The 25,883-nt window shown below is 56.4% G+C and carries 21 protein-coding genes; 16 read left to right on the top strand and 5 right to left on the bottom strand.

The features are described 5' to 3' along the window. The first annotated feature begins 240 nt into the window (after positions 1-240). Complete coding sequence (locus IVA78_RS21050) at positions 241-1,359, top strand: acyltransferase (RefSeq protein ID WP_247335743.1); 1,119 nt, start codon at positions 241-243, stop codon at positions 1,357-1,359. 121 nt (positions 1,360-1,480) lie between these two features. Here IVA78_RS21050 and IVA78_RS21045 read toward each other — a convergent pair whose 3' ends face one another. Both IVA78_RS21045 and rfbC read right to left on the bottom strand, forming a co-directional pair. Then, entirely contained in the window at positions 1,481-2,824 is a 1,344-nt protein-coding gene (locus IVA78_RS21045) for an NAD(P)-dependent oxidoreductase (protein ID WP_247467454.1), read from the bottom strand. Between the two features lie 57 nt (positions 2,825-2,881). Beyond that, positions 2,882-3,502, bottom strand: a complete 621-nt coding sequence (rfbC, locus tag IVA78_RS21040; RefSeq protein ID WP_247335746.1) for a dTDP-4-dehydrorhamnose 3,5-epimerase — start codon at positions 3,500-3,502, stop codon at positions 2,882-2,884. Between the two features lie 195 nt (positions 3,503-3,697). Here rfbC and IVA78_RS21035 point away from each other — a divergent pair, with 195 nt between their 5' ends. The 5 genes from IVA78_RS21035 (at position 3,698) to IVA78_RS21015 (ending at position 9,041) form a co-directional block, all read left to right on the top strand. After that, positions 3,698-4,495: a glucose-1-phosphate cytidylyltransferase gene (locus IVA78_RS21035; RefSeq protein WP_247335747.1), complete on the top strand. Its 798-nt coding sequence runs from the start codon at positions 3,698-3,700 to the stop codon at positions 4,493-4,495. Next, positions 4,492-5,145, top strand: coding sequence for a PIG-L deacetylase family protein (locus IVA78_RS21030; RefSeq protein ID WP_247335748.1), 654 nt, complete (start codon positions 4,492-4,494; stop codon positions 5,143-5,145). The genes IVA78_RS21035 and IVA78_RS21030 overlap by 4 nt, the downstream gene beginning before the upstream one ends. A 64-nt stretch (positions 5,146-5,209) precedes the next feature. Further along, entirely contained in the window at positions 5,210-6,688 is a 1,479-nt protein-coding gene (locus IVA78_RS21025) for a lipopolysaccharide biosynthesis protein (RefSeq protein WP_247467452.1), read from the top strand. A 42-nt stretch (positions 6,689-6,730) separates the two neighbouring features. Further along, entirely contained in the window at positions 6,731-7,888 is a 1,158-nt protein-coding gene (locus IVA78_RS21020) for a hypothetical protein (protein ID WP_247335751.1), read from the top strand. A 28-nt stretch (positions 7,889-7,916) separates the two neighbouring features. After that, positions 7,917-9,041, top strand: a complete 1,125-nt coding sequence (locus IVA78_RS21015; RefSeq protein WP_247335754.1) for a glycosyltransferase family A protein — start codon at positions 7,917-7,919, stop codon at positions 9,039-9,041. A 16-nt stretch (positions 9,042-9,057) separates the two neighbouring features. Here the strand turns inward: IVA78_RS21015 and IVA78_RS21010 are convergent, their stop codons facing one another. Both IVA78_RS21010 and IVA78_RS21005 read right to left on the bottom strand, forming a co-directional pair. Continuing rightward, the gene (locus IVA78_RS21010; protein WP_247467449.1) at positions 9,058-10,137 is read right to left on the bottom strand and encodes a hypothetical protein; all 1,080 of its coding nucleotides are present in this window, start codon (positions 10,135-10,137) and stop codon (positions 9,058-9,060) included. Positions 10,138-10,169: 32 nt separating this feature from the next. After that, positions 10,170-11,390: a hypothetical protein gene (locus IVA78_RS21005; protein ID WP_247335758.1), complete on the bottom strand. Its 1,221-nt coding sequence runs from the start codon at positions 11,388-11,390 to the stop codon at positions 10,170-10,172. Between the two features lie 284 nt (positions 11,391-11,674). Here IVA78_RS21005 and IVA78_RS21000 point away from each other — a divergent pair, with 284 nt between their 5' ends. The 8 genes from IVA78_RS21000 (at position 11,675) to IVA78_RS20965 (ending at position 19,591) form a co-directional block, all read left to right on the top strand. After that, positions 11,675-12,469, top strand: a complete 795-nt coding sequence (locus IVA78_RS21000; RefSeq protein ID WP_247335760.1) for a hypothetical protein — start codon at positions 11,675-11,677, stop codon at positions 12,467-12,469. Next, positions 12,466-13,521 carry a hypothetical protein gene (locus tag IVA78_RS20995; RefSeq protein WP_247335763.1) on the top strand — a complete coding sequence of 352 codons (1,056 nt, stop codon included), beginning with the start codon at positions 12,466-12,468 and terminating at the stop codon, positions 13,519-13,521. Before IVA78_RS21000 ends, IVA78_RS20995 begins: the two co-directional genes overlap by 4 nt. A 111-nt stretch (positions 13,522-13,632) precedes the next feature. After that, positions 13,633-14,601, top strand: coding sequence for a class I SAM-dependent methyltransferase (locus IVA78_RS20990; RefSeq protein ID WP_247467448.1), 969 nt, complete (start codon positions 13,633-13,635; stop codon positions 14,599-14,601). A 105-nt stretch (positions 14,602-14,706) separates the two neighbouring features. Continuing rightward, complete coding sequence (locus tag IVA78_RS20985) at positions 14,707-15,462, top strand: class I SAM-dependent methyltransferase (RefSeq protein WP_247335770.1); 756 nt, start codon at positions 14,707-14,709, stop codon at positions 15,460-15,462. Positions 15,463-15,576: 114 nt separating this feature from the next. Continuing rightward, positions 15,577-16,512 carry a class I SAM-dependent methyltransferase gene (locus tag IVA78_RS20980; RefSeq protein ID WP_247335772.1) on the top strand — a complete coding sequence of 312 codons (936 nt, stop codon included), beginning with the start codon at positions 15,577-15,579 and terminating at the stop codon, positions 16,510-16,512. A gap of 64 nt (positions 16,513-16,576) precedes the next feature. After that, positions 16,577-17,392: an FkbM family methyltransferase gene (locus IVA78_RS20975; protein WP_247335773.1), complete on the top strand. Its 816-nt coding sequence runs from the start codon at positions 16,577-16,579 to the stop codon at positions 17,390-17,392. Beyond that, the gene (locus IVA78_RS20970) at positions 17,356-18,564 is read left to right on the top strand and encodes a glycosyltransferase family 4 protein (protein ID WP_247335774.1); all 1,209 of its coding nucleotides are present in this window, start codon (positions 17,356-17,358) and stop codon (positions 18,562-18,564) included. The genes IVA78_RS20975 and IVA78_RS20970 overlap by 37 nt, the downstream gene beginning before the upstream one ends. Beyond that, a complete protein-coding gene (locus IVA78_RS20965; RefSeq protein ID WP_247335775.1) occupies positions 18,554-19,591 on the top strand; it encodes a glycosyltransferase family 2 protein in 1,038 nt (345 codons plus the stop codon). The genes IVA78_RS20970 and IVA78_RS20965 overlap by 11 nt, the downstream gene beginning before the upstream one ends. Positions 19,592-19,881: 290 nt before the next feature. Here IVA78_RS20965 and IVA78_RS20960 read toward each other — a convergent pair whose 3' ends face one another. Next, complete coding sequence (locus tag IVA78_RS20960; RefSeq protein WP_247335776.1) at positions 19,882-20,742, bottom strand: phosphatase PAP2 family protein; 861 nt, start codon at positions 20,740-20,742, stop codon at positions 19,882-19,884. Positions 20,743-21,574: 832 nt separating this feature from the next. On the opposite strand from IVA78_RS20960, the gene IVA78_RS20955 reads away from it, so the two are divergent. Both IVA78_RS20955 and IVA78_RS20950 read left to right on the top strand, forming a co-directional pair. Continuing rightward, on the top strand, positions 21,575-21,811 hold the full coding sequence (locus IVA78_RS20955; protein ID WP_247335778.1) for a transposase: 237 nt from the start codon (positions 21,575-21,577) through the stop codon (positions 21,809-21,811). Positions 21,812-22,444: 633 nt separating this feature from the next. Continuing rightward, entirely contained in the window at positions 22,445-25,234 is a 2,790-nt protein-coding gene (locus tag IVA78_RS20950; protein WP_247467446.1) for an Ig-like domain-containing protein, read from the top strand. Positions 25,235-25,883: the final 649 nt, after the last annotated feature.

The raw sequence follows: 25,883 nt of genomic DNA, 5'->3' as shown, positions 1-25,883 counted from the left end.
GATGATCTGCTCTTCCGTAAAGCGGCTGCGCTTCATGCTCTGGTCCTCATATGGGCCAGAGCGAACTTCAATCTGGATTAAGTCCAGGGGGCAAGGTCAAGCGACCTGACATTTGGGAAGGTGTCGCGATGTCAGTCACGTTATTTAGATCATAGCCTGGGAAAACATACATCCGACAAACGAGAATAACATCTTCCGAACCGCTGCTAGAGACAGCCGCGATAGAGAAGGCGAGCACCGTTGAAGAGATTTCAGGCAATCGAGGGATTGCGAGGCTGGTTGGCGTGGACCGTGGTCTTGGCGCACCTCGCATACTGTTCGGGCTTCAATGCGGGAACGTTGGCGGCACAGTTCAGATCACTAGGCCTACCCGCTGTCCTCGTTTTCCTTATAGTCAGCGGCTTCGTGATCACGCACGTCGTTGTTGAAAAATCGGAGGCATATCCTGTCTATCTCGTCCAGCGTTTCGCACGATTGTTTCCGTTGTTCGCCGCCACCTGCATTGTTGGCTTCTTTACGAACGATCTGCTTGCCATTTCGTTAGCCTCTCCTGGCTTTAACGATTCCGAATTCGCAAAGGTTGTGAATGGTGTCGCCGCAAGCAATCATAAGTACTTCTGGTCACACCTTCTCGCGCATGTCACGATGCTGCACGGTGCCGTTTCCAATGCAGCGTTGCCGTACTCGGAGTACGCATTCAACATGCCAGCCTGGAGCATTTCGCTGGAATTCCAATTCTATCTTGTTGCACCGCTGATCATCTGCATCATCCGAAATGAAATATTCATCCCGGTACTCGCGATTACAGTTGCAGTTTGTGAATTTTGGTTCAAGAGCTTCGTCGGCACTGTTCAGCCCGGAGCGCTGCCGCTCGCAGCGAGCTACTTCGTGGTGGGAATTGTGAGCCGATTGACCTACCCGTATGTGGAAGGTCATAATTGGCTGGTCCCGGCAGTGGCTTTGGCAATCGTCCTTTTTCCGTTGCGCAGTGAACTGCGACCGTTCCTGATCTGGTTTATTGTATTTTTTGGTCTTCCGCAGAAGTGCCATGAGCGGCCGGGACTTGCTGCCAATATATACTCCTGGGCGCTCACGAATCCCGCGGCGCAGTATTTTGGTTCGCGCTCCTACTCGATATTTCTGTGTCACTACCCTGTCATTTCAGCGATCGTTTGGTTCGTCTTCAGCTACTCTGGGGTTGCTCCTGGGATATTGCTGCTTTCGTGCCTGAGCATACCCGCGACGATAATGGTTTCAGAATTCACATATCGATACATTGAACTGCCGGGGATCAAGATGGGAAAACGCGCCGCGGCTTGGATGCAGCCGACGATCGCGTCAGGTGTGGCTTCCCAATGAATGTTCATGCGAAGATTCGCTCGCTCAGGATCAACGAGTAAGGCGGGCGCGCGGAGCCCTTGCGACGCGTACGCAAGCCTGCGTGACATGGCTCGGCAAACCTGGTCATCATCCAGCCCTTTCACGCCGTGAGAGCGAATGAAGCATCCGGGGTAATCCGTTTCTCAAGCCAAGTGTGTCCATTGAAGTGTTTGTATTGTTCTGCACGCAACTTGTCGCCCAGGCGACCGGGCGGCAGATCAACATCCGCATAGGTCAGGACTGCATCCCTTTTGACTGCGTGCCGCAACTTGCAACCCTCGACAAGACCTTCGGGAAGGTATTGCATTTGGCTCATTTCCTCGGAGTTCACGGCTTCGCCATAGGTCATGTACATCCCATAGCCGTCGAGGACCTCGCCCGCCGCCAAATCACGCTTGGCGACGGCACAGACCTCGACAATAGGCCCCGCGATGGGAGGGGCGACCAAATCTTTGAAAAGAAACGCACGGGCAATCGAGTTCGGTACTTCGAAATGAACGAGGTGATATGGTGTGAAGAATGCGTACAAGGGCCCGTCACCCATTTTGTACAAGCTCAAATACTTCTGCTGCTTTGGATCGGTGTGCTCGGCTAGCACGTAGACCTTGGTCAGAGGTGTGCCGACGAGATAATCGATGATTCCGCCGAGGGCGCGGACCTCGTCTATGTCATAGAGTGTGCCGATCTTCATGACGTCGCCGCGATATTCCAGCCCGCGCGACATGCCACGTGATCTGACCCTGAAGCCAGTAGCATTGGCCACGATCGTTTGCTCGAAGCTGATCTTGGACCCGTCGGCGAAGCTGGTGACCATGGCTGGGTTCTGGCCCCATTGCTCGGCAAATCCCTTCTGTGTGGTGGGGTTGCGATACGGGTCCTGAAGTCCCTTGATGTTGCCGACAACGCGTGGGATCAAGCCGAGCCCCTTTACCCATCGAACCAGGTTCATCTGCACCCCCGGTTCGTCGCCATCGCACGCAGACAGGGAGCCGCCGTACCTCTTTGCATAGACCTGCAAGATCGGTCCGATAGTCGCGTCAATCTCCGCGTTCATGAGCACGACGGTTTTCTGGTGTTTGAAGGCTTCCAGCGCGACGTGGGCGCCGAATTCAACCGATCCGGTTACGTCGACGATCACGTCGACCAGGTCCGATCTGGCGAGGAGGAACGCGTCCTCGGTGACCGCCGGAACGCCAGCGGCAATGGCTCTGTCCAGCTGCCCTTGGCTGTCCGCGTAAACCACGTCGGCTAGGCCGGAATAGTTGAATACGTCACGGCCACGCTGTGGCTTTCGGCTGTATATGGCAACCACCCGCATTCCAGGAACACTGTTGTTTATCTGATTGGTAATCCCCTGAACCATGAAGCCTGCGCCGAGGAGGCCGACGCGGATTGGCTTTCCCGCCGCATGACGGGCATTTAGGGCGTGGTCGATGAGTATCATCGTAGATTCTTTCAACTGGAGGGATCGGTAAGCGCCGCGAGCAACGTGCTTTCGGCGTCAACCCGCGACGCCGGCGAGTTCCATCCGCTCTTTCAGTTCGGATTCGACCTCGTTAAGCAACCGAAAGTTCTGATCCTTCTCCGAGATCACGGAAACCGGAAGCGGCCACGTCAGTCCGAGCCGAGGATCGTTATACATCAGCCCGCTCTCCGCCTCGGGGGTATAGAACTGTCCCACCTGGTAACTGGTATCGGTGTTGTCGACGAGAGTCTGATAACCGTGAGCAAAACGTTCCGGCACATAGAGCGACCGATGGCTGCTCTCGTTCAGTTCGACGGCGACATGTTGCAGGTAGGTCGGGCTTTCAGGGCGCAGGTCGACTATAATGTCGAGGATGGCGCCACGTGTGCAACGAACCAGTTTCGTTTCCGATGCCGGCGGAAACTGAAAGTGCATACCGCGCAAGGTTCCCCGCCGGGTATTTGACGCGATATTGGCCTGCGCGATGACCGGATTGAGGCCGAGGGTCCTAAACTCCCTCTGGCAAAAGGCTCGCCCAAAAAAGCCGCGGGAATCTTCGCGGCGTTCAATATCGATAATGTAGGCTCCTTTAAGTTCGGTTTCGGTTATAATCACCCCAATTCCTCCGTAACTGCCCGCGCCGGCATTCAAATGCATCGAAATGCCAACGATGATAATGCTTAAGAACGGAATCTCAAAATAGTTTTCAAAAAATATTGATTAATTCGGTCTGTTATATAAAATGCGACATTCAATAGTGGATTTTATTTTATTTAAATCGAGGCCTGTAGGACCCGCTCTTAGCGATCTGTGGCGACCGAAACGGCCGGCAAAAACTGGGAAGCGCTAGCCATGAAAGTTGTGCTGTTCTGTGGGGGGCTCGGGACCCGTATCCGAGAATATTCTGAAAGCATTCCGAAGCCCATGGTGCCCGTCGGCCAACACCCGATGCTGTGGCATGTTATGCAATACTACAGCCAATATGGTCACCGCGATTTCATATTGTGCCTGGGTTATAAAGCCAATGTGATCAAGGAGTACTTCCTGAACTCGGATCGCTGGGCCCACAGCGATTGCGTTGTTTCCAACTTCGGCAGGAAGGTTGAGGTCATCGGCGAGCAGCCACCGGATTGGCAGGTTTCGTTAGTTGACACCGGCATTTGGCGAAATATCGGTCAGCGCTTGATGGCGGTGCGCTCCCTCGTAGAGAACGAGGAGGTCTTTCTCGCAAACTACAGCGATGGCCTGACCGACGCGCCGTTGCCCGAAATAGTCGAGCGGTTCAAGAAGAGTGGAATGGTTGGATGCTTTGTTGCCGTGCATCCCCCGTTCAATTTCCACCTTGCTGAATTCAACGGCGGAGACACCGTCAAGCGTTTCCGCTCCAGTCAGCAGGCCGAGATCTGGATCAATGGGGGCTACTTCATCTTCCGGAGAGAGATCTTCGACTACATACGCGAGGGCGAGGAGCTTGTGCTCGAACCATTCAATCGCCTGATCGAGGCCGGAAAACTCATGGCCTACAAGTACGAAGGTTTCTGGCGCGCGATGGATACGCTGCGAGACCGGCAGGTTCTCGAGGAGATGATTGAGCGGGGCGAAATGCCCTGGAAGGTTGTTCCGGAAGTGCGCACGCAGGCTGCTTCATGAAGGGGTTTCAGCTTGCCGCGCCCGGAGAGCGTCTCTCGATCCTTTGTCTCGGTGCGCACTCGGATGACATCGAAATAGGGGCCGGTGCGACGATTCTGAATTTGACGGCGCGTGGCGTTCGGCTTGACGTGCATTGGTGTGTACTTAGCGCGCCAGGTGAACGTGAGAGTGAGGCGAGGGCGTCTGCGGCTGAATTCGTGTCCGACGCAGCCCGTTCTCAAATTGAAGCAATGTCCTTTCGAGACGGCTTCTTTCCAGAGCAGGGTGACGAGATCAAGAAGTGGTTCGAGGCGTTGAAACGACGCGTTGAGCCGGATCTGATCCTTACGCACCGCGGAGACGACGCCCATCAGGATCATCGTCAGGTGTCGCGTTTAACGTGGAATACATTCAGAGATCACTCCATTCTCGAGTATGAGATTCCCAAATGGGATGGAGACATCGGTCGACCGAATGTGTATGCGCCCGTTTCAGCGGGAGCGTTGCAACGAAAAATCGACCTGCTGATGTCGCACTTTGGCAGCCAGCGTTCCAAACAATGGTTCGATCCGGAGGTGTTCCGGGGCTTAGCGCGGCTGCGGGGCATGGAATGCCGCGCGCCGGATAGGTACGCTGAAGCATTTGTAGCGAACAAACTCGCACTGTCGTGACAGGGCGTTGGTGAAGCGTGCCCAAAAGCGAGCCGTTGCCGAACTCTCTTCTACAGGAATTGGAATGGACAATCTCAAGGGGATGATAATTCGCGGCAGCGTGGTCCGGCTTGGCGGCCAGGCGGCGAATTTCGCTCTTCGACTTAGTGTCATGGCCGCCCTCGCGCGCTTGCTTGATCCGCAGGATTTCGGATTGGTCGCGATGACAACCGTCGTCACCGGGATTCTTCAACTCTTCACAACGGCAGGTTTGTCCTCGGCCACAGTCCAGCAAGACACAGTGACCAACGAGCAGATGTCGACGTTATTCTGGGTCAATCTAGGGATCGGAATAGTGCTTGCGCTCCTCTGCGCGGCGACTGCGCCTGCTCTCGTGGAATTTTACCATGAGCCTCGTCTGTTCTGGCTGACTATCGTGGCAGGCTTGGGATTTCTTCTGAGCGCCGTAGCGGTGCAACATTCGGCACTACTTCAGCGTCAACTGCGGTACACAACGTTGACAGTTATTGAAGTGCTCTCACAGGTGGTGAGCTTTGCTGCCGGAGTCGCTATGGCCGTTGGCGGCTTGGGATATTGGGCCATCCTAGGAATGACATTGATTTCGACCGTGGTCTATACCGTGTGCGTATGGGTGGCCGCGGCGTGGATTCCCGGCCCACCGCGCCGGACTGTCGGAGTCCGCGGGATGTTGAGCTTTGGCGGGATAGTTACCCTGAATTCTCTTGTGGTGTACGTTGCTTACAACTTCGAGAAGTTGCTCCTTGGCCGATACTGGGGAGCCGATGCTCTTGGGATCTATGAACGGGGATATCGGCTGGTCAACCTGCCGACGGCAGAGCTTAACGCAGCAATTGGAGGCGTTGCGTTTTCGGGATTGTCGCGGATTCAGAACGATTTACCTCGACTGAGGAACTACTTCCTGAAGGGCTATACGATCGTCCTGTCGATGACGCTACCCATCACGGTCTTCTGCGCGGTCTTCGTGGATGACATCGTCGAGATCGTACTTGGGCCGAAGTGGAGAGATACCGTAATCATCTTCCGCCTGTTGACGCCGACGATTTTAGTATTCGGCATTATCAATCCCCTTGCTTGGTTGTTGTATTCGGCAGGCCTACAAGTACGAAGTCTGAAGATAGCCTTAGTGATCGCCCCGCTGGTCATTGCGGCCTACCTCATAGGATTGCCCTACGGTCCGACGGGGGTCGCATTCGCCTATTCCGCCGCGATGGTATTGTGGCTCATCCCGCACATTTTCTGGTGTTTGCACGGAACGTTGATTTCTCCGCGAGATCTACTTTTCGCAGCAGGCCGGCCGTTGATCGCAGGTGTGGCGGCGGCAGCAGTAGCTCTTGTAGTCCAACTCTGTCTCGGTGATTCAGAGTTGCATTTCTTGAGGCTCCTTCTTGGAGGCTGTATTATCGCGGCAATCTATCTCTGGATGCTGCTGTTTCTTATGGGGCAGAAGACAGTCTACTTCGACCTGTTCAAGGAACTGCAGGGCGCACTGTCCATGAGAACTCATGAAAAACAAGCGGGCTAGGTTCGGAGATTGGACGACCGGCCACCGGATTTGGAGGGCAAGATGACTAAGCTGCGAGCGGGCGACTGGGTAGAAGTGCGGACCAAGGAGGAGATCCTTAGCACGCTCGACAGCAGTGGCCGCTTCGAGGGGCTGCCGTTCATGCCGCAAATGTTCAAGTATTGTGGTAAGCGGTTTAAGGTCTACAAGCGCTCCCACAAGACTTGTGACACCGTCACAAACACGGGTGGCAGATGGCTGCCGAATGGTATCCATCTTGAACTGCGATGTGACGGCGAGGCGTATGGTGGCTGCCAAGCTGCATGCCTCATTTTCTGGAAGGAGGCTTGGCTCAGGCCCATCAACGAACGCGCAAACGCTGTGGTGAGTTCACCAGATCAGCGGAGCGAATGCGTCGGACAATCCGCTGAAAGCCAATGTACAGAGGAAAACGTCCTTCGGGGGACGCGTATCGGCAATAGCGCCGCGGATGCAGAAATCCGCTACTCTTGTCAGGCAACGGAATTGCCCCGCTTTACGACGTTGGCTCGATGGTGGGACGTCAGGCAATACGTGGAGGATTACACCTCGAGGAACGCCAGCTTAGGGCGGATCGCAAGCGGATTCGTATACCTGGCCTATTGGCATCTTGCACTGGCCAAGAGGGCGCGACTGGGTCACGTTTCCCGCTTGGCTTACGATTTTTTCCAGGAGCTGCGGGGCGGTATTCCGTTTCCGAGGTGGAAGGGAAAAATACCTCATCGGCATGACACGCCGACTGTCGCCTTAAACCTCCAGCCTGGTGAATTGGTGAGAGTGAAGTCCTACAAGGACATTCTTGCGACCGTCGACGCCGAAAACATAAATAGAGGCATGGCTTTCGATGCAGAGCTGGTTCCATATTGCGGCGGTGTCTATAGGGTCAAGACACGGATAACGAGATTCATCGATGAGAAGACCGGAAAGATGAGGTCTCTCAAGACGCCGGCGGTGATCTTGGAGGACGTTTGGTGCAGATCTCGATACAGCAATTGTAAAATGTTCTGCCCGAGGAGCATCTATTCGTGGTGGCGTGAAGTGTGGCTTGAAAGGGTTACCGACACAACGCACGAGAAGGGACTCGCGGCTGATGGTCGTTTAAAGGAGAGATCGCCATTGGAGCTAGTTGATGGGCCCCATGCGCCCTCGGATGCCGGAAAAATAAGGGCGATGGAACATTGATCCGTCGTCTCCAATCGCGACCGGTGGAATGACACAGGTTTTCGAGTTCGCCATGCGAGCTTCAAGCGAGATCGAGAATTCAGACCGTCCTGTCAGTCTGCCGCAGCCGGGAGTTGAAGACTTCATGGCGGCATCGGATCCCGCCTCACGACGGACCGACCCACTGGTGACCATTGCCATTCCTACGTTCAATCGAGCTACGTGGTTGCAGGACTGCGTTCGCCTGGCGCTGAGCCAATCGTATCCACGTTTCGAAGTGCTCGTGTCGGACAATGCGTCGACCGATGAAACTGCCCTGGTTCTGAGACAATTCAAGGACGAAAGGCTACGCTGCGTCCGCCAGCCGAAGAACATCGGCGCGATCCCAAACTGGAATGCTTGCCTGGCACAGGCGAGGGGGGACTATATCGTATTTGTTCCAGACGACGACAGAGTAGCGCCCTGGCTGTTGGAGCGATGCATTTCGCTGATCCGAAGAGAGCCCGAAGTGCCGATCGTGATGGCATTGGGTGAGGCCCGGATCGTCGCGTCGGGGCGCACCTTGCCACCACAGGCTAGTCGAAGTCTGAGAACTGGAATCTGGGACGGCGTGGATGTCCTCGATGAATATCTGCAACGGCGCATCATGGTGCAGGGGTGCACCACAATAATTCGTACCGAGAGACTTCGAGCCTGGGGAGGATTCCCGGCAGGATGGCCGTTCGCGAGTGATCTCGCAAGACATCTCCCCCTATTGTTGGAAGGCAAGGCAGGCTTTATCAATGAAAGCTGTGGCGCCTATTCCCTTCACGACGCGACGCAGACTTCTCGTCTTGCGCTCGAGAGCCACCTAGACGATCTCAAGAAGCTGGTAGATCTTATAACGGTCACCGCCGAGCACAGAATCGGGAATGAACGAAGGCGCCATCGGTTGCAACAGCGAGCCAGACATTTCCTGGCCCGCGAGACCATCGGGATCATTACCTCGTATCGCAAACGGGGCGCTCGGTTTCGAGAACTACTTCCAGTGTTGAGGCAATGGGGGAGCCACCTAGTAGCCTTGCGGGCACAAGATACGTTCGCCGCTACGGGGCTGATCTGCTGGCTGCTTCTTCCTGCACCGATTATTGGCGGGCTCCGCCGCCTCAAAAGGAAGCTCACCCTGAAAGCGTAGCCAGCGATGCGGGAAGTCACGGACGTGACGGTTTCGGCTTCGGGCTGGTGGAGTCCTGGACGACCCGCCCGGTTACCATGTTTACGTTGTTTGTGAAAACGGTCTTTGAGTAGCGGTCGTTCGGCCCGGCTGCCGGATAGTTAAAGCCGAAGGCTTTTGTCACATCAAAATAGTTGTCGTGCGTGTAGAATATGCCGGACAGATTGGCGGCGTCGGTCCCCGGACCGGATACGGACATCCAGTAGGTAACGCTGCCGATCAGGGTATTGCAGCCAAACTCGCCTGAATTTGTATTATCGGCAATGAACCCTTGAGTACTGCCGCCATTCTGGACCGCGGTGTTGTAAAGGATCCGGGTGGCTTCCACGGTCGGACCGTAAACCTGCAGATAGTCGCCGTGGGTCCCTGGGCCGCGCATTCCGGCCTGTTCTAGCACATTGTAGCGAATGATGATATTGCCGCCGTCTCGGCCATGGCGGCCAATTAGGTCGGAGTTAGAATTCTTCAGCCACGAGTATTCGATCGTGAGGCCGGGCCCTTCCATTTCGATCAGGAATTCTGCACGTCCGCCCCCGCTCAGACCGTCAATGATGCAATTGATGATGCGCAGATTGGAGGAGGACGGTGTACCGCTGATGACACTATTCTGCGGACCGCCTGGATTCAAACCATTGAATTTCGAGTTGATCAGGCTGGTGTTCGCTGCCGTAGTCACGACCGACCAGCCGCCGAAATCATAACCGTCGAGCGTAACGTTGTCGCCTGCCACCATGATGCTCTTCTGAGCCATGTCGAGCGATACGCCGGCCATCGAGATCGTTACCGGATCCTTGATGGGAGTATTCGTCGAATAGCCAACGCAATAGTCCACACCCGCTACGCTCCACGGCGGACGGAACCTGTACTTGGTCAGGAGAGATGGATACTGAATTGTACAAGTGGGCGCGTGTGAGGAGCCGTCATCGAGGGCGGATTTGTCGATCGCGGCGCGGTCCGGCGGGCGGGTATCTCCGGACGGAACGTTCTGCGCCTGGCTAGCGACTATCGACCAAGGCAGCGTGAACGCGAGAAGAGATTTAATGTAGCGGGCTGTCATGTTGGAAGCAGGAGCCTTGCCGGCGCGGTTCGTTACCTGGACGCATAGAATCCCCGAGTTGCATGCCCGACGGTGAGGTCACGATCGCTAGCCATCCTTCGATCGAGTACGGGGCTCTCGGCTGCTGCGACGGACTCCTCCTTCAGCGATGCGCGGATGCCGATCCATATTCCCCAGAGGATCCAACTGTTGTTCCAATAATGCACTGTCAATCCCACGAACATGAACATTGCGAGGCCCAATGTGAACGCCGTACGCATATTGCTCATGTAAGCATCGTAGTCGTGCCGAATGCTGGCGGTCCGCCTGGACGGAAAGAATGCTGCAATATTCGCTAGCAGAATAAATATGACCAATGGAATACCAAACCGGAGCGCCAAGGTCAGCCAAACGCTGTCGACTGAGGCGTTGCCAAAGAAATCATCGGGGGAGGCGTACGAGCCAAATCCGTACCCCACATAAGGAGAGAGATCGATATAGTAGCCGGCGCTTTCCCAAGTCGCGACGCGGAAATATCCGGTAGCTGGGTCGAGCGTCAGATTTGCGACGATCCAAGAGACTGGCTTGTTGGCGACCAGAAATACGACTCCAAGGAACATGAAAAGGCTTGCCACCAAGGCGTGCCACCTCCAGCGGTGCCCCAGCAGCATCTGATCGTAACAATAGACGGATAGTACAATCCCGAATGCCATCAGCGGTGCCGAAGACATTGATAGGACACATCCAAAAAGGCAAAGCCCGCAATACAAAGTTCGAGCAAGGAAGCTGCGTTCCGAGTACAGAAAAATGGCGCCGGCAACGGCGCAGAACGAGCCGAATAGGATCGCGTGAGGAAACGTTGAGGTCGCTCGCAGCAAGCCGTAACGATATTCATAGCCCGTGCTCTGCAAGCCCATAAGGGCCGCGACGACATTGTGCCGGGTGAGATGCTCCAGTACCGCAACAGCAACGATGGCTGCGGTAACAGGCTTCAGGACTCGGACAAAAGTCTCCAATCCCCGGCGCCCAAAAAAGTAAGCGCGGGCTACGATGTAGCCACCGGAAAATTCGAGGACGAGAGCGGCCGCGGAAGACGACCCTTGATCCGTTTGCAGTACCGCCGCAAACATCCAAGCTGACGCAGCGCATACGAAGAAATCCGATGCGCATAGCCGTCGCCCTCTTTGAAACAACTCGGCCAGGGCAGGAACCAGCAGCAAGGTGATTACAATCCGCGCTGGAATGAACTTGGCACCCCCCACGTACATCGTCATGTACGAGGGCATGGCGCACCCGAGCAATAGCAGCCATGCCACCCATCCATTCGAACCTGTCGCGGTTCTCCGTTCAAGCGCACCGGCCTGGAGTGGCGGTCCACTCTCCACCAGGCCGGATCCATTGAGGCCGTAAGACGACATGAGCCCTTCTCGATCCGAAAACATTATCCTAGCATCGAAATAAAGATATATTATTTAATGTCGGTTGCCAAATAAATGTTGATAATAAATATCTGGGTTAGTATATTTAATTCAGCTGGCCACGCGGCCAAAGGTGGGAAATGACCTGCTCGATAGAGGTCTATTGCGTCGCCAACGAGCAAGCGACACTTGCTCGAAATCTGAAACGATCTCCAGAACTTGCGGACAGCCGTATTAAGGTTTCCGTTCTCTGGGGGGCCACGGCTGCGTCAGCGGCATATCACCAGGCAATCGCGGGGGCCAAGTCGGATATCGTCGTATTCGCCCATCAGGACGTCTATTTTCCCGAGGGCTGGTTTACGGCACTGCGGGCAGCTTGCGAGAGGTTGAATTCGATTGACCCGTCGTGGGCTGTCGCCGGTATCTGCGGCATGACGCCCGACGGAGAATTCGTTGGGCATTTGTGGGATTCCGGCCTGGGCACCGTCTGCGGCGGGCGATTTGATCGACCCCGCCCTGCTGCGAGTCTCGATGAGGTCGTTTTGATCGTGCGCCGAGCAGCGGGCACGCTGTTCGATCCGAGCCTGCCCTCCTTTCACCTGTACGGAACGGACATCGTGCTGGAGGCAAAGAGGGCCGGCATGAAGTCCTACGTGATCGACCTGCCGATTATCCACAATAGCAAGGCAACTCTTCGTCTCGACCACTCCTACCTGACTGCCTACCGCTTCATGATTCGGAAGTGGAGGGCGCAACTTCCTTGGCCGACGGTGATCGTTCAGTTGAGCCGGAATCCCCTACCGCTGCTGCTTCGTCGTCTTCGGCTGAGGTACAGGGCCATACTGAGCGCGCCCACGCTAAACCCCAAGTTCGAGTGTCCTGAAGCGAAAGCGAGGGAGCTTGGATTTGCACAAGCAAGTGAGGATGCCATTTGACCGATTGCCTGACCGGTGCCGTGCAGAAGCGGGACAATGCTGCTGGCAAGCAGCCTTCGATGACGATTGTGGTCTGCATCGAGTCAGGGATGCTGGAGCCACTTACGCTGCGCATGGTGGAGAGCCTTCGGCGCTTTGGCGGCCGGTTTGCAAACCTGGAAGTTATTGCCGTCACGCCTCGGTTTACTCCGGCTCTCACGCGAGAGACGCATCGCCGAATGGAGGAGCTTGGGATTAAGCATCTGCGCGTCTTTCCCGATAATCCGTATGTCTGGCACCATTATATGAACAAGGCGGAGGCGATTGCCGCCGTTGAGAGCAGGGTCACGACAGAGGCGATTGCGTGGATCGACAGTGATATCCTGTTCTTGCGCGAGCCCAACGGCCTTGAACTTCCCCCTGGGGTAGATTTCCTTGCGAGCGCTCCGGATGCCGGGGTGATCGGGTCAAGGGGGGTAACCGATCCAAATGATCCGTTCTGGGAACGCTCCGCTGCACTCATCGGAAGAGTTGCTGACGATCTTCCATGGCTCCAGACGGGCGATGGACACCGGATTAGGTTCTACTGGAATGCGGGCCTCTATGTATATCGGCGCAGCACGCGGTTCGGCAGAGAATTTCTCGCCGACTTCAAGACGTTTCTTGATCAGCAAGTGGCTAGAACACACTCGCAAGTGCACTTCATGGATCAAGTCGTGCTGGGTTTGACGGTGATTCGGCTTGGGCTGGCTTGGCAGCCACTCCCGGATTCAAGCAACTTCCCCCTGTGTAGCTATCTGCCGAGAAACTATGACGGGGCAAAGATAACGGGAGTAAGTGTACTTCACTTTCACGATTCCATGGAGCCGAAGCTCTGGAACAAGCTTCTCGAGACGCTCGTACCCGGACATCCACAAATCCGTGAATGGCTCGAGCCTCAGGGTCCGGTCGCCGTGCCATCTTCGATTCCATCCGCGCTTGCGCGTGAAGGTCTCCGAATGGTTCGAGGCGCACGTAGACGCGTCTACTATGCTCGGTCCGGCTTTATCAAAGCTTGGAGTCCGGCACGATGATGTCGGCCGAATGCACCGATTTGGAGATTGAGAATTGGCAGTGGGCCGCGATAACGACGTGACCTCGCAAGAGGGGCCACGTCATGGTCCGGCGTCCAGAGGGAGAGAGTTGTGGGCATCGATCTGACGGGCCTCCGTGCGCTCAGCTTCGCAAACCGAGTCTATGGATTCGATTTTCGGAATACGGTCACTCTCGGAAGACATGAGATTCATTTCTGGAAGCAGGAATTTCATGCGGTTCAGAAGAGTTCAAACCTCGCGTACGATCAGTCGATTGCAGTTGGGCTCTACTGCGAGCCCCTCCTTCGCAAGCTTGGTGCCCAAAACATCGTCTCGATCGACGCCTCAGCTTTTGAAGGTGCATCGGTTATACATGATTTCAATCTTCCGATACCGAGCGATATGCACGAAAAGTTCGATACGTTCCTCGACTTCGGGTCGATCGAACACATCTTTGATGTCGCGCAGGCGGTCGACAACATAGTGAGCTTGGTCAGGCCGGGCGGACACGTCCTCATAGCGACGAATGCAAACGGCTTTCCTGCGCACGGCCTTTACCAGTACTCGCCCGAATTCTTCTACAGTCTTTTCAGTAAACGAAATGGCTTCGAAGATACCGCTGTCTTCCTGATCAAGCCATCCCGCCCGATGAAGTGGCATCTCATTAAGCCGCCAGTGGCGCTCAACCGCAGGAATCAGATCCCCTTTGAAGAGCAGACGGTGATGATGGTATTCTCGAGAAAGGTCCGCAGCGTTTCCGACTTGCGCGTGCAACAGTCAGACTACGATGCGACGTGGACGAGCTTCGCTACCGGAAGCTGGGCCGCCTGGGATAGACGGAATATTCCGAGGTGGAAGAGCATGCTTCATGAGTTCATAAGTCCATTCCTTTTTCGAAGCCTCTCGTATCACTTCAAATCGTCTCAGGCCCGGCGCAAATACCGGGCCGATCATGTTGTCATTGATCCGGATTCCGTGGACCTAGCCGACTTTGCGAGAATGATAGCGGATGCGGCATTGCCGAAACCGCCCTCAAGGAGCGAGATGAATCAGGCTGAACGGGCAACGCAACTGCATTGATTGGCCGGGCAGGCAGACGCGTTACGCACTGGGCCACCAGCCGGAGTTCTCCGGGCGAAGGTTGGGCCGCTTTGGATGAACACGGCAACTGGAAGGGTTTGGAAGATGCGGAGTCTCGAACATGCGGTTGAAGGCCCCCGTGCTCCTCTGCTGAGCGATCTGAAGAAGCAACGCGCCTTGGCGCCAGAAGCAAACATGAACTGCTACTTTCATCATGTACGTCACGAGATACGGCCGCTGCTGCCGAAGACCGCAACCAACATCCTCGAGATTGGGGCTGCCTCCGGGCAGACGTTGCGCTGGATCAGGACGATCTACCCCGCCGCAGTGACGACAGGCGTCGAGATAAATAACGCGGTCGCAGAGGAACTGGCCCGCAATGCGGATGTGGCGATCTTGGGCGGCATTGATGAATGCCTACCTCGCCTCAAGAAATATGATCTCATACTGTTGCTCGACATCCTCGAGCATCTTGTCGACTCGAGAACTGTTCTGCAGAAGGTTCGAGGACTGCTCGAGCCTGGTGGTCATGTCGTGGTGTCCGTACCAAATGTCGCGCATCTCAGTGTTGCGATTCCGCTTCTGTTCAAGCGCCAGTTTGACTATCAGGATGCGGGCATTCTGGACCGCACACATCTCAGGTTCTTTGTCGAGGATACGGCGATCGGGCTCATGAACGCCGCGGGCCTGAACGTCTCCAAGGGTCTGATTTCCGGAATGCAGGGCTATAAGTCAAAGACGCTCAATCGTCTTTCGTTGGGCCTCTTGCGACACCATTTGGCGAAGCAGTACATCATGCTTGGAGAACCGACTGAGGGCGAAGTTCGTCAACGGCCGGTTAAGTGGACGACTGCCAAGTGAGACGAACCGATGAACTTGCTCGCTGCCAAACACTGCTGGAGAACTCAGCATGTGGCCTGATGGGCCGCGCCAGGTGAGTGTTTTGTACATAACCATCAATACGGAGACTGCATCATGTCTGAGGCTAGCGGCTCCTTTTACGTCAGGCGCTCTCCTACCATCGAATTCGTCAAGAGCCTCTTGAAGCGCAGTAAGCTGGTCGTTGGCCTTACGACGTCTGCGAGGCAGGCGCACGAGAGATTACTGGGAGGCTTCATCACTAACCACGAACTCGTGAACCAGTTGGCGTTATTTGCTCCGAACTCTAGCGGCTCTCCGAAGGCCAAGGCCGATCTCACGATGCTTTCGGCCCAGACAGCATTTCCCTTGATTTGCGAATTGCTGGCACAGCAGGGCAGCCGCCCCGTACAAGCGAGGCGCCTGGAATCGTTTTGCTCCGCAGACGTTCCGAACAGCCAAGCAATTGAACTGGCCGGACTGTTCAATGCATATGGCAGTGATAAAGCGTCCAGTCACAACTACTATCTCGTCTATTGCGAAATTCTCGGCGCCTTGCGTCGGAATCATCTGAGGATTCTCGAGATCGGCCTCGGCTCCAATAACCCTGACGTCGTCTCGTCAATGGGGAAGTTTGGCCGGCCTGGTGCGTCGCTGCGTGCCTTTCGCGACTTCCTTCCGAATTCCGAGATCTTCGGCGCGGACGTCGACCGCAGGGTCCTTTTCGAGGAAGATCGTATAAGAACGTATTTCGTTGATCAGACGAGCTTGAGATCGCTCGACGAGCTTGCGGCTGTCCTGCCAGAGGCGCTGGATCTAATTATCGATGATGGCCTCCATTCACCCAGCGCGAACATTGCCACGCTGATCTTTGCGTTAAAGAAGCTCAAGTGCAACGGCTGGTTTGTCGTCGAGGATGTAGCTGAAAAGAGCGTACCGGTCTGGCAACTTGTCTCGGCAATTCTTCCCCAACAGTACACGTGCAGGATCCTGCAGGGCAGGTCCGGCTTTATGGTCATCGTGAAGAAAACATCGGGCGCGCGTCAACTCTGATTCGGAGCACAGAGGCATTGCTCCGGTTCTTGTTTCCATTCTCGAAGCATAGTGATCTAGCAATATGAACTTGAAGGCGGTGGCTCGCTATTTTTATGCCAACGTCCCCGGCGTTGCGGCGATGAGGTTTGCTGTCAAGGACGTTGTCGCGCCGTTTTTTTTCAAGCGGGAGTTTCTTGGGGTCAAACTGCTCAAGATCGGAAGCGGCTTGATTGTGGACGTGGGCGCGAACCGAGGCCAAAGCACGGCGGCGTTCAAGAAGCTCGCACCGAATTCCCACATCGTGGCCTTTGAGCCCGAGCCGAGGTCGGCGAAGCGGCTCGCGTTTCGTCATCGTCGAGATGACGCTGTGACCGTTTTCGATTGCGCGCTTGGCTGCAGTCCCGGAGCAATTGATTTCTTTCTTCCAAGATACGGTCGATGGGAGTGCGACGGAATGGCTGCGACTTCCTACGAGGCGGCGACCGAGTGGTTGAAGAATCCAGGCAGGATGTACCGTTTTGACGCAAAGAAGCTAACGGTCCGGGAGCACCGGGTCACGTGCAAAGCTCTCGATTCTCTCGGCCTGGCTCCGGCTCTCATCAAGCTTCATGCCCAGGGGGCGGAACTGGATATCCTAAAGGGCGCGCAAGGAACGTTACAACAGCAGAGACCTGCATTGATGTGTGCGTTTGCCTCGCCGGCGGTGACTAAATTCCTGTCTGATCTCGGCTATCGCCCTTATGTCTACGATAGGGGATGCTTTAGGTCGGGAACCGCACCGCTATCCGTAACCTTCACTTGGTACCTGACAGAGGCACACGTGAAAGCATCCAATCGAGCTAGGCGCGGGATGTCTGCATTTTGGAAAACTATGCGCCGGGGATGGTACCCGATCTAGACGGTCAGACTACAGAGGTTGCATTGAGTTTCTCGATGGGCGTTTTGATGCCATTGCCGCTTACAGGCAAAGGAGTGGGGTACACCTGCGGCTCCCTCGCAGAGGCGATGGTCGATCAGAATTTTGGCGTGACGATCGTCACTCCGCGCAGCCGATGTCCTCTGCCCCTGGTGGAGGTGATCGAGGCCTTGCCCGTGTGGAAGCGGTACTTCCCATATGGCTGGGTGAAGAACAGCGCGAGCCGAAGCATAGAGGCTGCGTTCCTCTCATATCTGGATCGCTGTCGATCGCGCAGGTTGGCTGCCTATCTCTGGCCCAGCGCAAGCATGGAGTTGCTCCAGGAATTGAAACGACGTGACGTCACGGTGTTTCGAGAGCAGTTCAATTGCCATACCAAGACCGCCAAGACAATTCTCGACCGAGCGTACGGCAGGATTGGTCTGGCGCCGATGCATGGGATTACCGACGCGGCAGTTGATCGCGAGACCAAAGATCTTGAGGCCGTGGATTACATATTCTGCCCGAATGAACCGGTCGAAAGTTCGTTGCTCGAGAACGGTGTGTCGAAAACCAAATGTTTAGAAGCAGCATACGGCTGGGACCCAGTTCGCCTTTCGGGAAAGAATCGGCTTCTTCCCTCGAACCATGGTTTGACTGCGGTCTTCGTCGGGATCATTGGCATACGAAAAGGAGCCCATTTGATCCTCGATTATTGGGCGAAAAGCGGGGTGACGGGGAGGCTGGTGCTGGCTGGACGAATGGAGCCGGTCATCAAGGAAAGATACAGCGACTTGCTCGCACGGGACGACGTGACGGTGCTTGACTATGTCGAGGATATCGGGTCGCTTTATCGATCGGCGGACATCTTCGTTTTCCCATCCTTGGAGGAGGGCGGACCTCAAGTCACCTACGAGGCGTGCGCTTGCGGTCTACCGGTCATAACGACCAGCATGGGCGCGGGACGCATTGTCCGAAATGAACGTGAGGGCCTTGTGCTGGGTCCGTATGATGCAGTTGGTTGGATTGCGGCTATTCGTCGGCTGGCTGAGGATACTGAACTTCGACAACGGATGTCGAGTGCTGCGCTTGAACATGCGCAGCGTTTTACGTGGACCGCGGTCGCTAGTAGGCGCCGCGAGCAAATGATAAGGCGCCTAGGCTATGGCAACTGATCGCGCCAAACTTGCGGTGCTCATCGTCTCCTATCGCAATCCCGATGATGTTGATCGCTGTCTGAAGTCGTTGGTGCATTCTGATTGGAAGGATTTCGAGGTCTTCGTCTGTGAGAACGGTGGGAAGGAAGCGTTCCAGCGGTTGATGGCGGTAGTTGCCGGTCCGGAGCGAACGCTCCGGCAGCTGCACGGCGGCTCGGATCTTCTAGATCAAGCGAGAGGAAGACTAGCCGTCGTCGAAAAATGTCAATTTCCGAGCAGGACAAATATCGTTCGGCTTGGACTTGCGGTGGATAATCTGGGCTATGGCGGTGGTGTTAACGCTTGGCTCGAGCAATTCCTTGAAAGCCCGGGCTGGGATGCGGTGCTCGTCCTCAATCCCGACACCGAAGTGGACAGTCATTGCTTGTCTGAACTAATGGCGAAGGCTGCCGCAGGATTTGGTATGGTTGGTGCGACCTTGGTGTTCGATCACGTGCCGGATAAGATTATCAACTACGGTCTTCATTGGTCTTCCACGACGGGTCGTGTCGTAGCAGTTGGTCGGAACGCTCCGGCGGGGAGTGCTCCGTCGCACGAGCAGATGTCTGAGATTGACGCGATCAGCGGTGCTTGCGTTCTGGTCACGCGCGACTTCGTTGAAGAGGTCGGTCTGATGACTGAAGACTACTTCCTCTACATGGAGGATCTGGACTGGGGGCGTCGCCGTGGCAAGCATCGGATCGGCTTTGCAGAAAGAGCGATCGTACGGCACATCGGGGGCACGGCTATCGGCTCTGCCGTAGATCCGAGGAAACGCTCCTACTTGTCGGTGTATCTGTCTGCTCGCAATAGCATTGTCTACGCTCGCCGGGAGGCAGGATGGCGATGGGGCCTCCATTTTGCTTTCGGCTTGTTGTACGCGACCAGATACGTCGTCATGGGGTCTCCAACCGCCGCGAAGATCACGGTCAGGGGACTGATAGACGGAGTGCTGGGCAAGACTGGAAAGCCGGACGCTTCCCTGCGATTGCACGTGTTTGGCTAGGCGCTCTTGTGTACCACTGTTTTCTGAAGCGTCGGTGTACCACTGTTTTCTGAAGCGTCGGCCATCGTACCTCTGGGAATCCCGACCGAACAGGGATCGCGCGCGGCATCAGCTGTGAGGGGTCGTTCATGCTTAACGTCTCGCAGATCGCTTCCAGCCGGGCTATGCAAGATGAGAGAAAGGCCAGCGCCGCTGGTTTCCTTGAGGCCGCAGTCGTATTGGCCCGAGGGTACCGATCAGCAGACTCGATATGACTGCGAACAAACTGTCGAATCTCCACACTAGTGCGGCTAGCCCAACAGCCGCACAAGATCTTTTCCGAGTTTCTGTAAACTAACGAACAACATGGACGCGTCACTCAGGAAGATGAACAGAAGTGCATGGACAATATACATGTGATCCCGAAGTCGGATCAGCATGCGCTCGAATAGCGCTCGCGGATATGGAGTTGCGTAGAAGAGTAAGACGCATGCCGGTCCTAACACCAGGGAGCCGGCTACGTCACTCGGATAGTGCCATCCGAAGATGACCCGCGGCACTGCGATAATGACAGCGACCCAGAGAAAGCAAAGTAGTCCGACCAATCGATTTTCTATGAGGATCAGTGTGGCTAGTGCAAAGAATAGTGTCGATGTGTCGCTGGGGAACGAGTCTCTGCGGTCCCAATCCAAGCTCCATCGTGGATCAGCTACATTCAAAGGAAGCGCTGGGTCCAGAAGCGGACGAATGTGAGTGGCAAAATGAAATTGTGTCCAGACGGAAAGAACGGTCGCAAGGCAAACCGCAACAAATCCTGTGAGCATCCGGCTCCGCCGTTCCCGGTCATCGCCAGCGAACCACAACGCGAGTATTGAGAAGAATATCGGAAATCCCCTGAACAAGGAATTGTTCGCAAGTTCCCATACGTATAGCGAGTCAGTTGCAGCGAACGAGTTGAGCCTGAGAAGGAGGTCCCGATCCCATGCGCCGCTTACCGTCTCGCTGAACCTTGCCGCAAAAAGCTGCAATCCGAGGATTGCAGCGACGAGCGCAATCACTGGTGCGGACAATGTGCTTCTCGACAGTTTATCCCAGCAGGAGCGCGCGCCCTCCGTGGGCACGATCGAGATCACAGATGAGCTCGTCTCGTTCTTCGCGAGCTGCCGTTTCATGCGTATAAGCTCCATCTATTCCAAGATTATATTAATCCGTTAGATAAATAAATTGGAAGATATTATTATAATTAAATCTAACGACGGGCCCGCGGCTACGGTGGCTTCAGATGGCTTGGAGCGGCACCACCGAACCTGCTATCCACCCGGCTATCCCAGCGGGCTCCGTTAACCAGTCGTCGCCCGCCCATAAGGCAGTCCCCAAATTGCTAGATGTCGGCGGAGAAGTGGTTAACTGCCCACCCCTGAAACGAGGGAGACGCGGCACTCGCTCTTTTAGGGGGTATCGTTTGGACGTGATCGCCAAGACAGCCCCAATGCAGGCACCGGCGCCGGCTAGGCCGATCGAAAGGGGGCCGACCGAGGTCGACCGTCGCCTAGATCCTGGTCTCCGCGTCCGCCTGCCGCTCTACCGGAGGCGCGAATTGTGCCCATTGAGCTCGGCCCAGCGTAGGCAGACCGAGGCAGGCAGCTTCAACCCCGTCCGTTGCATGAGCGCCTCCTTTTCAAGCATTCGCGGCGACCCAAGCTATCCGCCGACGAGGCGATGATGCCGGTGCTCGAGCCGCCGTGGGGCACCTCAAGACTGGTCAGCTCGGGATTTAGGCGGCGGACGACCGGCCGTGGAGCTAGGCCGATCCACGGGGGCTCGCCTCTGTCTTTCAACTAGCGTTCTGTTAGTGGTGCAGGCGGGGTAACTTCTACGAACTTGCCACAGCGGTCCCGCTCCCGATGTCGGCGAAGCGCTCAAGCCCGTCGAAAAAGGTCGGTGGCCGCAGCGCCGAAGAGTGCTGTTCGTTCGGCAACAGAAGAGCCGGCCGCTTGAGAAAACTTGGAGGGCTGGCTCCGGGCAGAGTTCGCGTTGATCGGCCAAAAGCGCAAGCTGGCCGACACCGGCCGGAACGGTCTGACGCGCTTCACCGAAGATGGCGGCATCGAGTTCGACAACAGCGCGGTCGAGCGCTTCATCCGTCCGATCACGTGTTGGAAAAATGCGCTGTCCGCAGGCTCTAGTGGCGACGCCGAGCACTGGCCATCATCGCCTCCGTGCTTGAAATCTGTAAGCTGAACGATGTCGATCCGCTTGCCTATCAGCCTGACACTCACCTGGATCGTTAACGGCCCAGCAGCGACATCGATGAGCTGCTTCGGTGGGCCTATTGTCGCAAACGCATCAAGCTGTGGTCTGCAGAACGCATAAAGCGCATTGAAACTGTGCCGTGTCGTTACGAAAAAAGTGCGAGCCGCGCACCGCGTGTGATGAAGGTTCAGATCAGCTTTGCCACAATATTTATTGCGGCGTTGAATAAACCAAAGTATTCGAATGAAAATATTAACTGGCGGACTCCAGGCATTGCCGCAAGTGTCGGACCGCAATGCGCAACGGCAACTATTCCACAGAAATCAATCGCGTCGGGCAATAATATTCCTTGTTTTGAACCGCAAACGATTCAGACTGCAGTCGTCTAGGCATTTCCACAATTTGATTTTGTATCCGAGTGAGTGTGGCGGCTGCGAGCCAAACATCACCCCGGCGTAGCCTAGTTGTGGTCCCAAAAAAGCCCGCGGCACCCAGCCAATAGTCGCCTCGGCGATCATCACGTGGTGGTTTGTCCAATAAACAAAGTGAATGGCGTGTTGCTCGGGGAAGGCCCTTCGGGGTCGAGCACATGCGGATGACATCAAATCAGGAGAACAGGTAATGGCAGTTAACGACGGTTCTGCGAACGCGCCAGTTGGATCAGCGCAGCTTTCGAGCTTGCTGGACACCTATGGTGCGAACCGGCCGGCATGGAAAGTCGCGGGGGTGGACTATCACGTCGGCGTACCGACGGGGCTGACGCTCAAGGATCCTGCAACGATCTCGACGGCAGGCGTGTCCGTTGACGCGGCTCAGAAGAGCATCACGGTGACGGGCAGCAACGTCACGCTCGACGGTTATGACTTCGGGGGCTGGGCTGTCGTAACCACGGCAGCGAACACCACCCTGACCAACTCGAACTTCAATGGTTTAAATCCAGGCGGTCCGCAGAGTAGCGTCATCAGCGGTACACAGACCTCCTCCAATCTGCATATCGCCAACTGCACCATCGATGGTCTGAGCGGCGGCGGGCATGCCGAATTCCTCGTCGAAATGGAAGGGCCCGGCCTCACGATCGAATATTCGTGGCTGAAGAATTCCAACTCCGACTTGATCGGCCGCCACGGTCAAGACGGTGGCGACATCACGATTCAATATAACCTGCTGCAGCAGGCTGGCATGGGCGGCTCAGGCACCCACGGCGACTATCTTCAAGTCTATGGTCCGACCATCGATTCGACCCACATTCTTTACAACACGGCGGTCCAGGATGGCGGTACGACCCAGGGCTTCATTGCCGACAACACGAAGTCGGGCGAGTTTGCCGGTAACACTCTGATCGGTAGCGTTAGCTATTGGATGTCCGTCTCCGGTCCGGGGACCGACGTCGCCAATCTGAGCGGGGCATTTTCCACGCACGACAACTATTTTGATGTGACCAAAGCCTTCGGCTTTACCTATCCGGCCGCCGGGCCGGACGACTCTTACTCCCGGACCTCCTTCGTGCACAACGTGAACATGGTGACCGGCCAGGTCGAGCAGGATGCCAATGCGCCTGCTTACACTGGGCCCACCTACACAGCGCCAAGCTCGCCTGCTCCGAGCGCCCCTGCTCCGAGCGCCCCTGCGGCGCCCGTTGTCGCCTCTTTTTCGACCGACAGCGGCGTCGCCGGTGACGGTGTGACGAACGACAACACCATCGAGCTCAAAGGCGCCGCTGCGGCCAACAGTACGGTGACGGTCTATGATGGTTCAACCAAGATCGGTACGACCACTGCGAGCTCAACGGGCAGCTGGGACTACATCACTCAGGTCCTGAGTGACGCCAAGCACACGCTCACGGCGACCGCGACCAACGCGTCGGGCCAGACCAGCGTGGCCTCGGCTGCGGTGGCTGTCACCGTCGACACGAAGGCACCAGCTGCACCGACGATCGCGAAGGATACCGTGAACAGCAGCAATCAGACTGTCGTGTCAGGGAGCGCCGAAGCGAACAGCACGATCAAGGTATATGACGGCACGACGCAGGTCGGTACTGCGACGACCAATTCGAGCGGCGCGTGGAGTGTCACGACTTCCGCTCTGTCGGCCGGTTCGCACGTGCTGACGGCGAAAGCCACGGACCTTGCGGGCAACGTGAGTGCTGCGTCAGCCGGCGTGGATCCGGTGATTGGTTCTGGAACATCGGGCTCAACCGGCTCGGGCACGTCCGGTTCAGGTACCTCGGGTACAGGTACCTCCGGCTCCGGCACGTCGGGCACAGGCACGTCGGGCACCGGCACCACTGCGCCTGCCGCACCGAAAATCGCGTCTTTCTCGACGGACAGCGGTGTCGCCGGTGATCACATCACTAGCGACAAGACGTTGACCCTGGCGGGGACTGCGGCCGCCAACAGCACGGTCAAGGTGTTCGACGGTACGACCCAGCTCGGCATCGCCACGGCGGATGCCAACGGAGCCTGGCACTACTCGACTGCTGCGCTGCTCGACGGCAAGCACAGCCTCACTGCGACGGACACGGTCTCTGGCGTCACCAGCAAGGCATCGACTACGCTGGATGTAACCGTAGATACTGCTGCTCCGGATGCTCCGGTTCTGTTGAGCGATCCGACCACGCATAACCGCGCAACGGTATCCGGAACGGCAGAGGCGGGGAGTTCGATCAAGCTCTATGAGGGTACGACCCTGCTTGGCACGACGACGGTCGGAAGCGACGGCGACTGGAGCGTGACGACCCCGAATCTCAAGCACGGGTCCCACACCTTCACTGCGACAGCCACCGATGCAGCCGGCAACACCAGCGTCTTGTCGCAGCCGATTGATCCGCCAATTGGCTCGCACGGCGGCAACGGCACCTCGACCGTGGAACTCACCAACGTGCGTCCGCACTGGGATCACACCGCGACAATCAAGGGCACTGCCGATCCCAACAGCCAAATCAAGCTGTTTGACGGCACGACGTCGGTCGGTTCGGTCACGGCGAGCGACAACGGCAAGTGGAGCTTCCACACCTCCGATCTGTCAGGCAAGAGCCACGCCTTTACGGCGCAGCAGGTCGACGCGACCGGCCACGTGGCTGGGACCAGCTCGGGCGAGGCGATCATCGGCACGGGCCGCAGCAATACGCTGACCGGCACCACAGGCAATGACATCATGGTCGGAAAAAGGGGGGCGGATACCTTCGAGTTTGCGTCGAACTTCGGCCACGACGTCATCAAGGACTTCGCTGCCCGCGGGCCTGCTCACGACACGATCGCGTTCAGCAAGGGCGTGTTCGACAGTTTTGCGAGCGTTCTCTCCCACGCGGCCCAGTCAGGCCACGACGTCGTCATCGCGACGGGGAGCGACACGCTCACGCTAAAGAACACGCAGCTCGACAAGCTGAACAGCCATGACTTCCATTTCGCGTAGTCACGTGTTCGGCGACACGGTGTAGCCACCAATCTGCGGTGCAGATCATGGAAGGCGGGGAATAGTCCCCGCCTTCTTTTGTTCTGGCTGCCTCTATTGTGATCTACGCGTGAGCGGCTTCGCGGCGTTCGCGGGATCCACGCCCGGAGAGATCGATACGCGCGGCTTTAGCCGGTGACGCTTCGCGCGATGGTCATCCTCGGACCTGCCGCGACAAGCAACCGAGCGCCTCGGGTCGCTACACTTTCTTCGCTCCGATCAGACAGTCTCGTTCGACTCCAATCGCGATAAGGCCACGAATACGCGAAAATAAATAAATTAAATATGGTATAGGAGTCGGCCTCGCACTCAGATGGGCTCGCTGGGCGTTTCAGCAAACGATTTCTGTGGGCTGAGGCGGTGCCGCAATAGAAGCCTGTTGAGACTCGCCGTCCGGCATGACATCAGAGAAACTCGCGACGATTTAATCGAATGAAAATCGCGCGATTATTGCAGTACCGTGCCTTGATGTGCTGGTTAAAAAAACCTCAGCCCGGCCCCCATCTGGTCCCAAAAAAGCCCATGGCGACCGGCACCTGAGACCAAGCTGATTAACCTTGAGGTAGTGGATACAGGTCGCACGACATCGCCCTCCGCGAACGACTTCGTC

Source organism: Bradyrhizobium sp. 137, assembly GCF_023074095.1.
Classification (GTDB): domain Bacteria; phylum Pseudomonadota; class Alphaproteobacteria; order Rhizobiales; family Xanthobacteraceae; genus Bradyrhizobium.
Note: the sequence above shows the minus strand (reverse complement) of the source record. Positions and strands in the feature narration are given on the sequence as shown.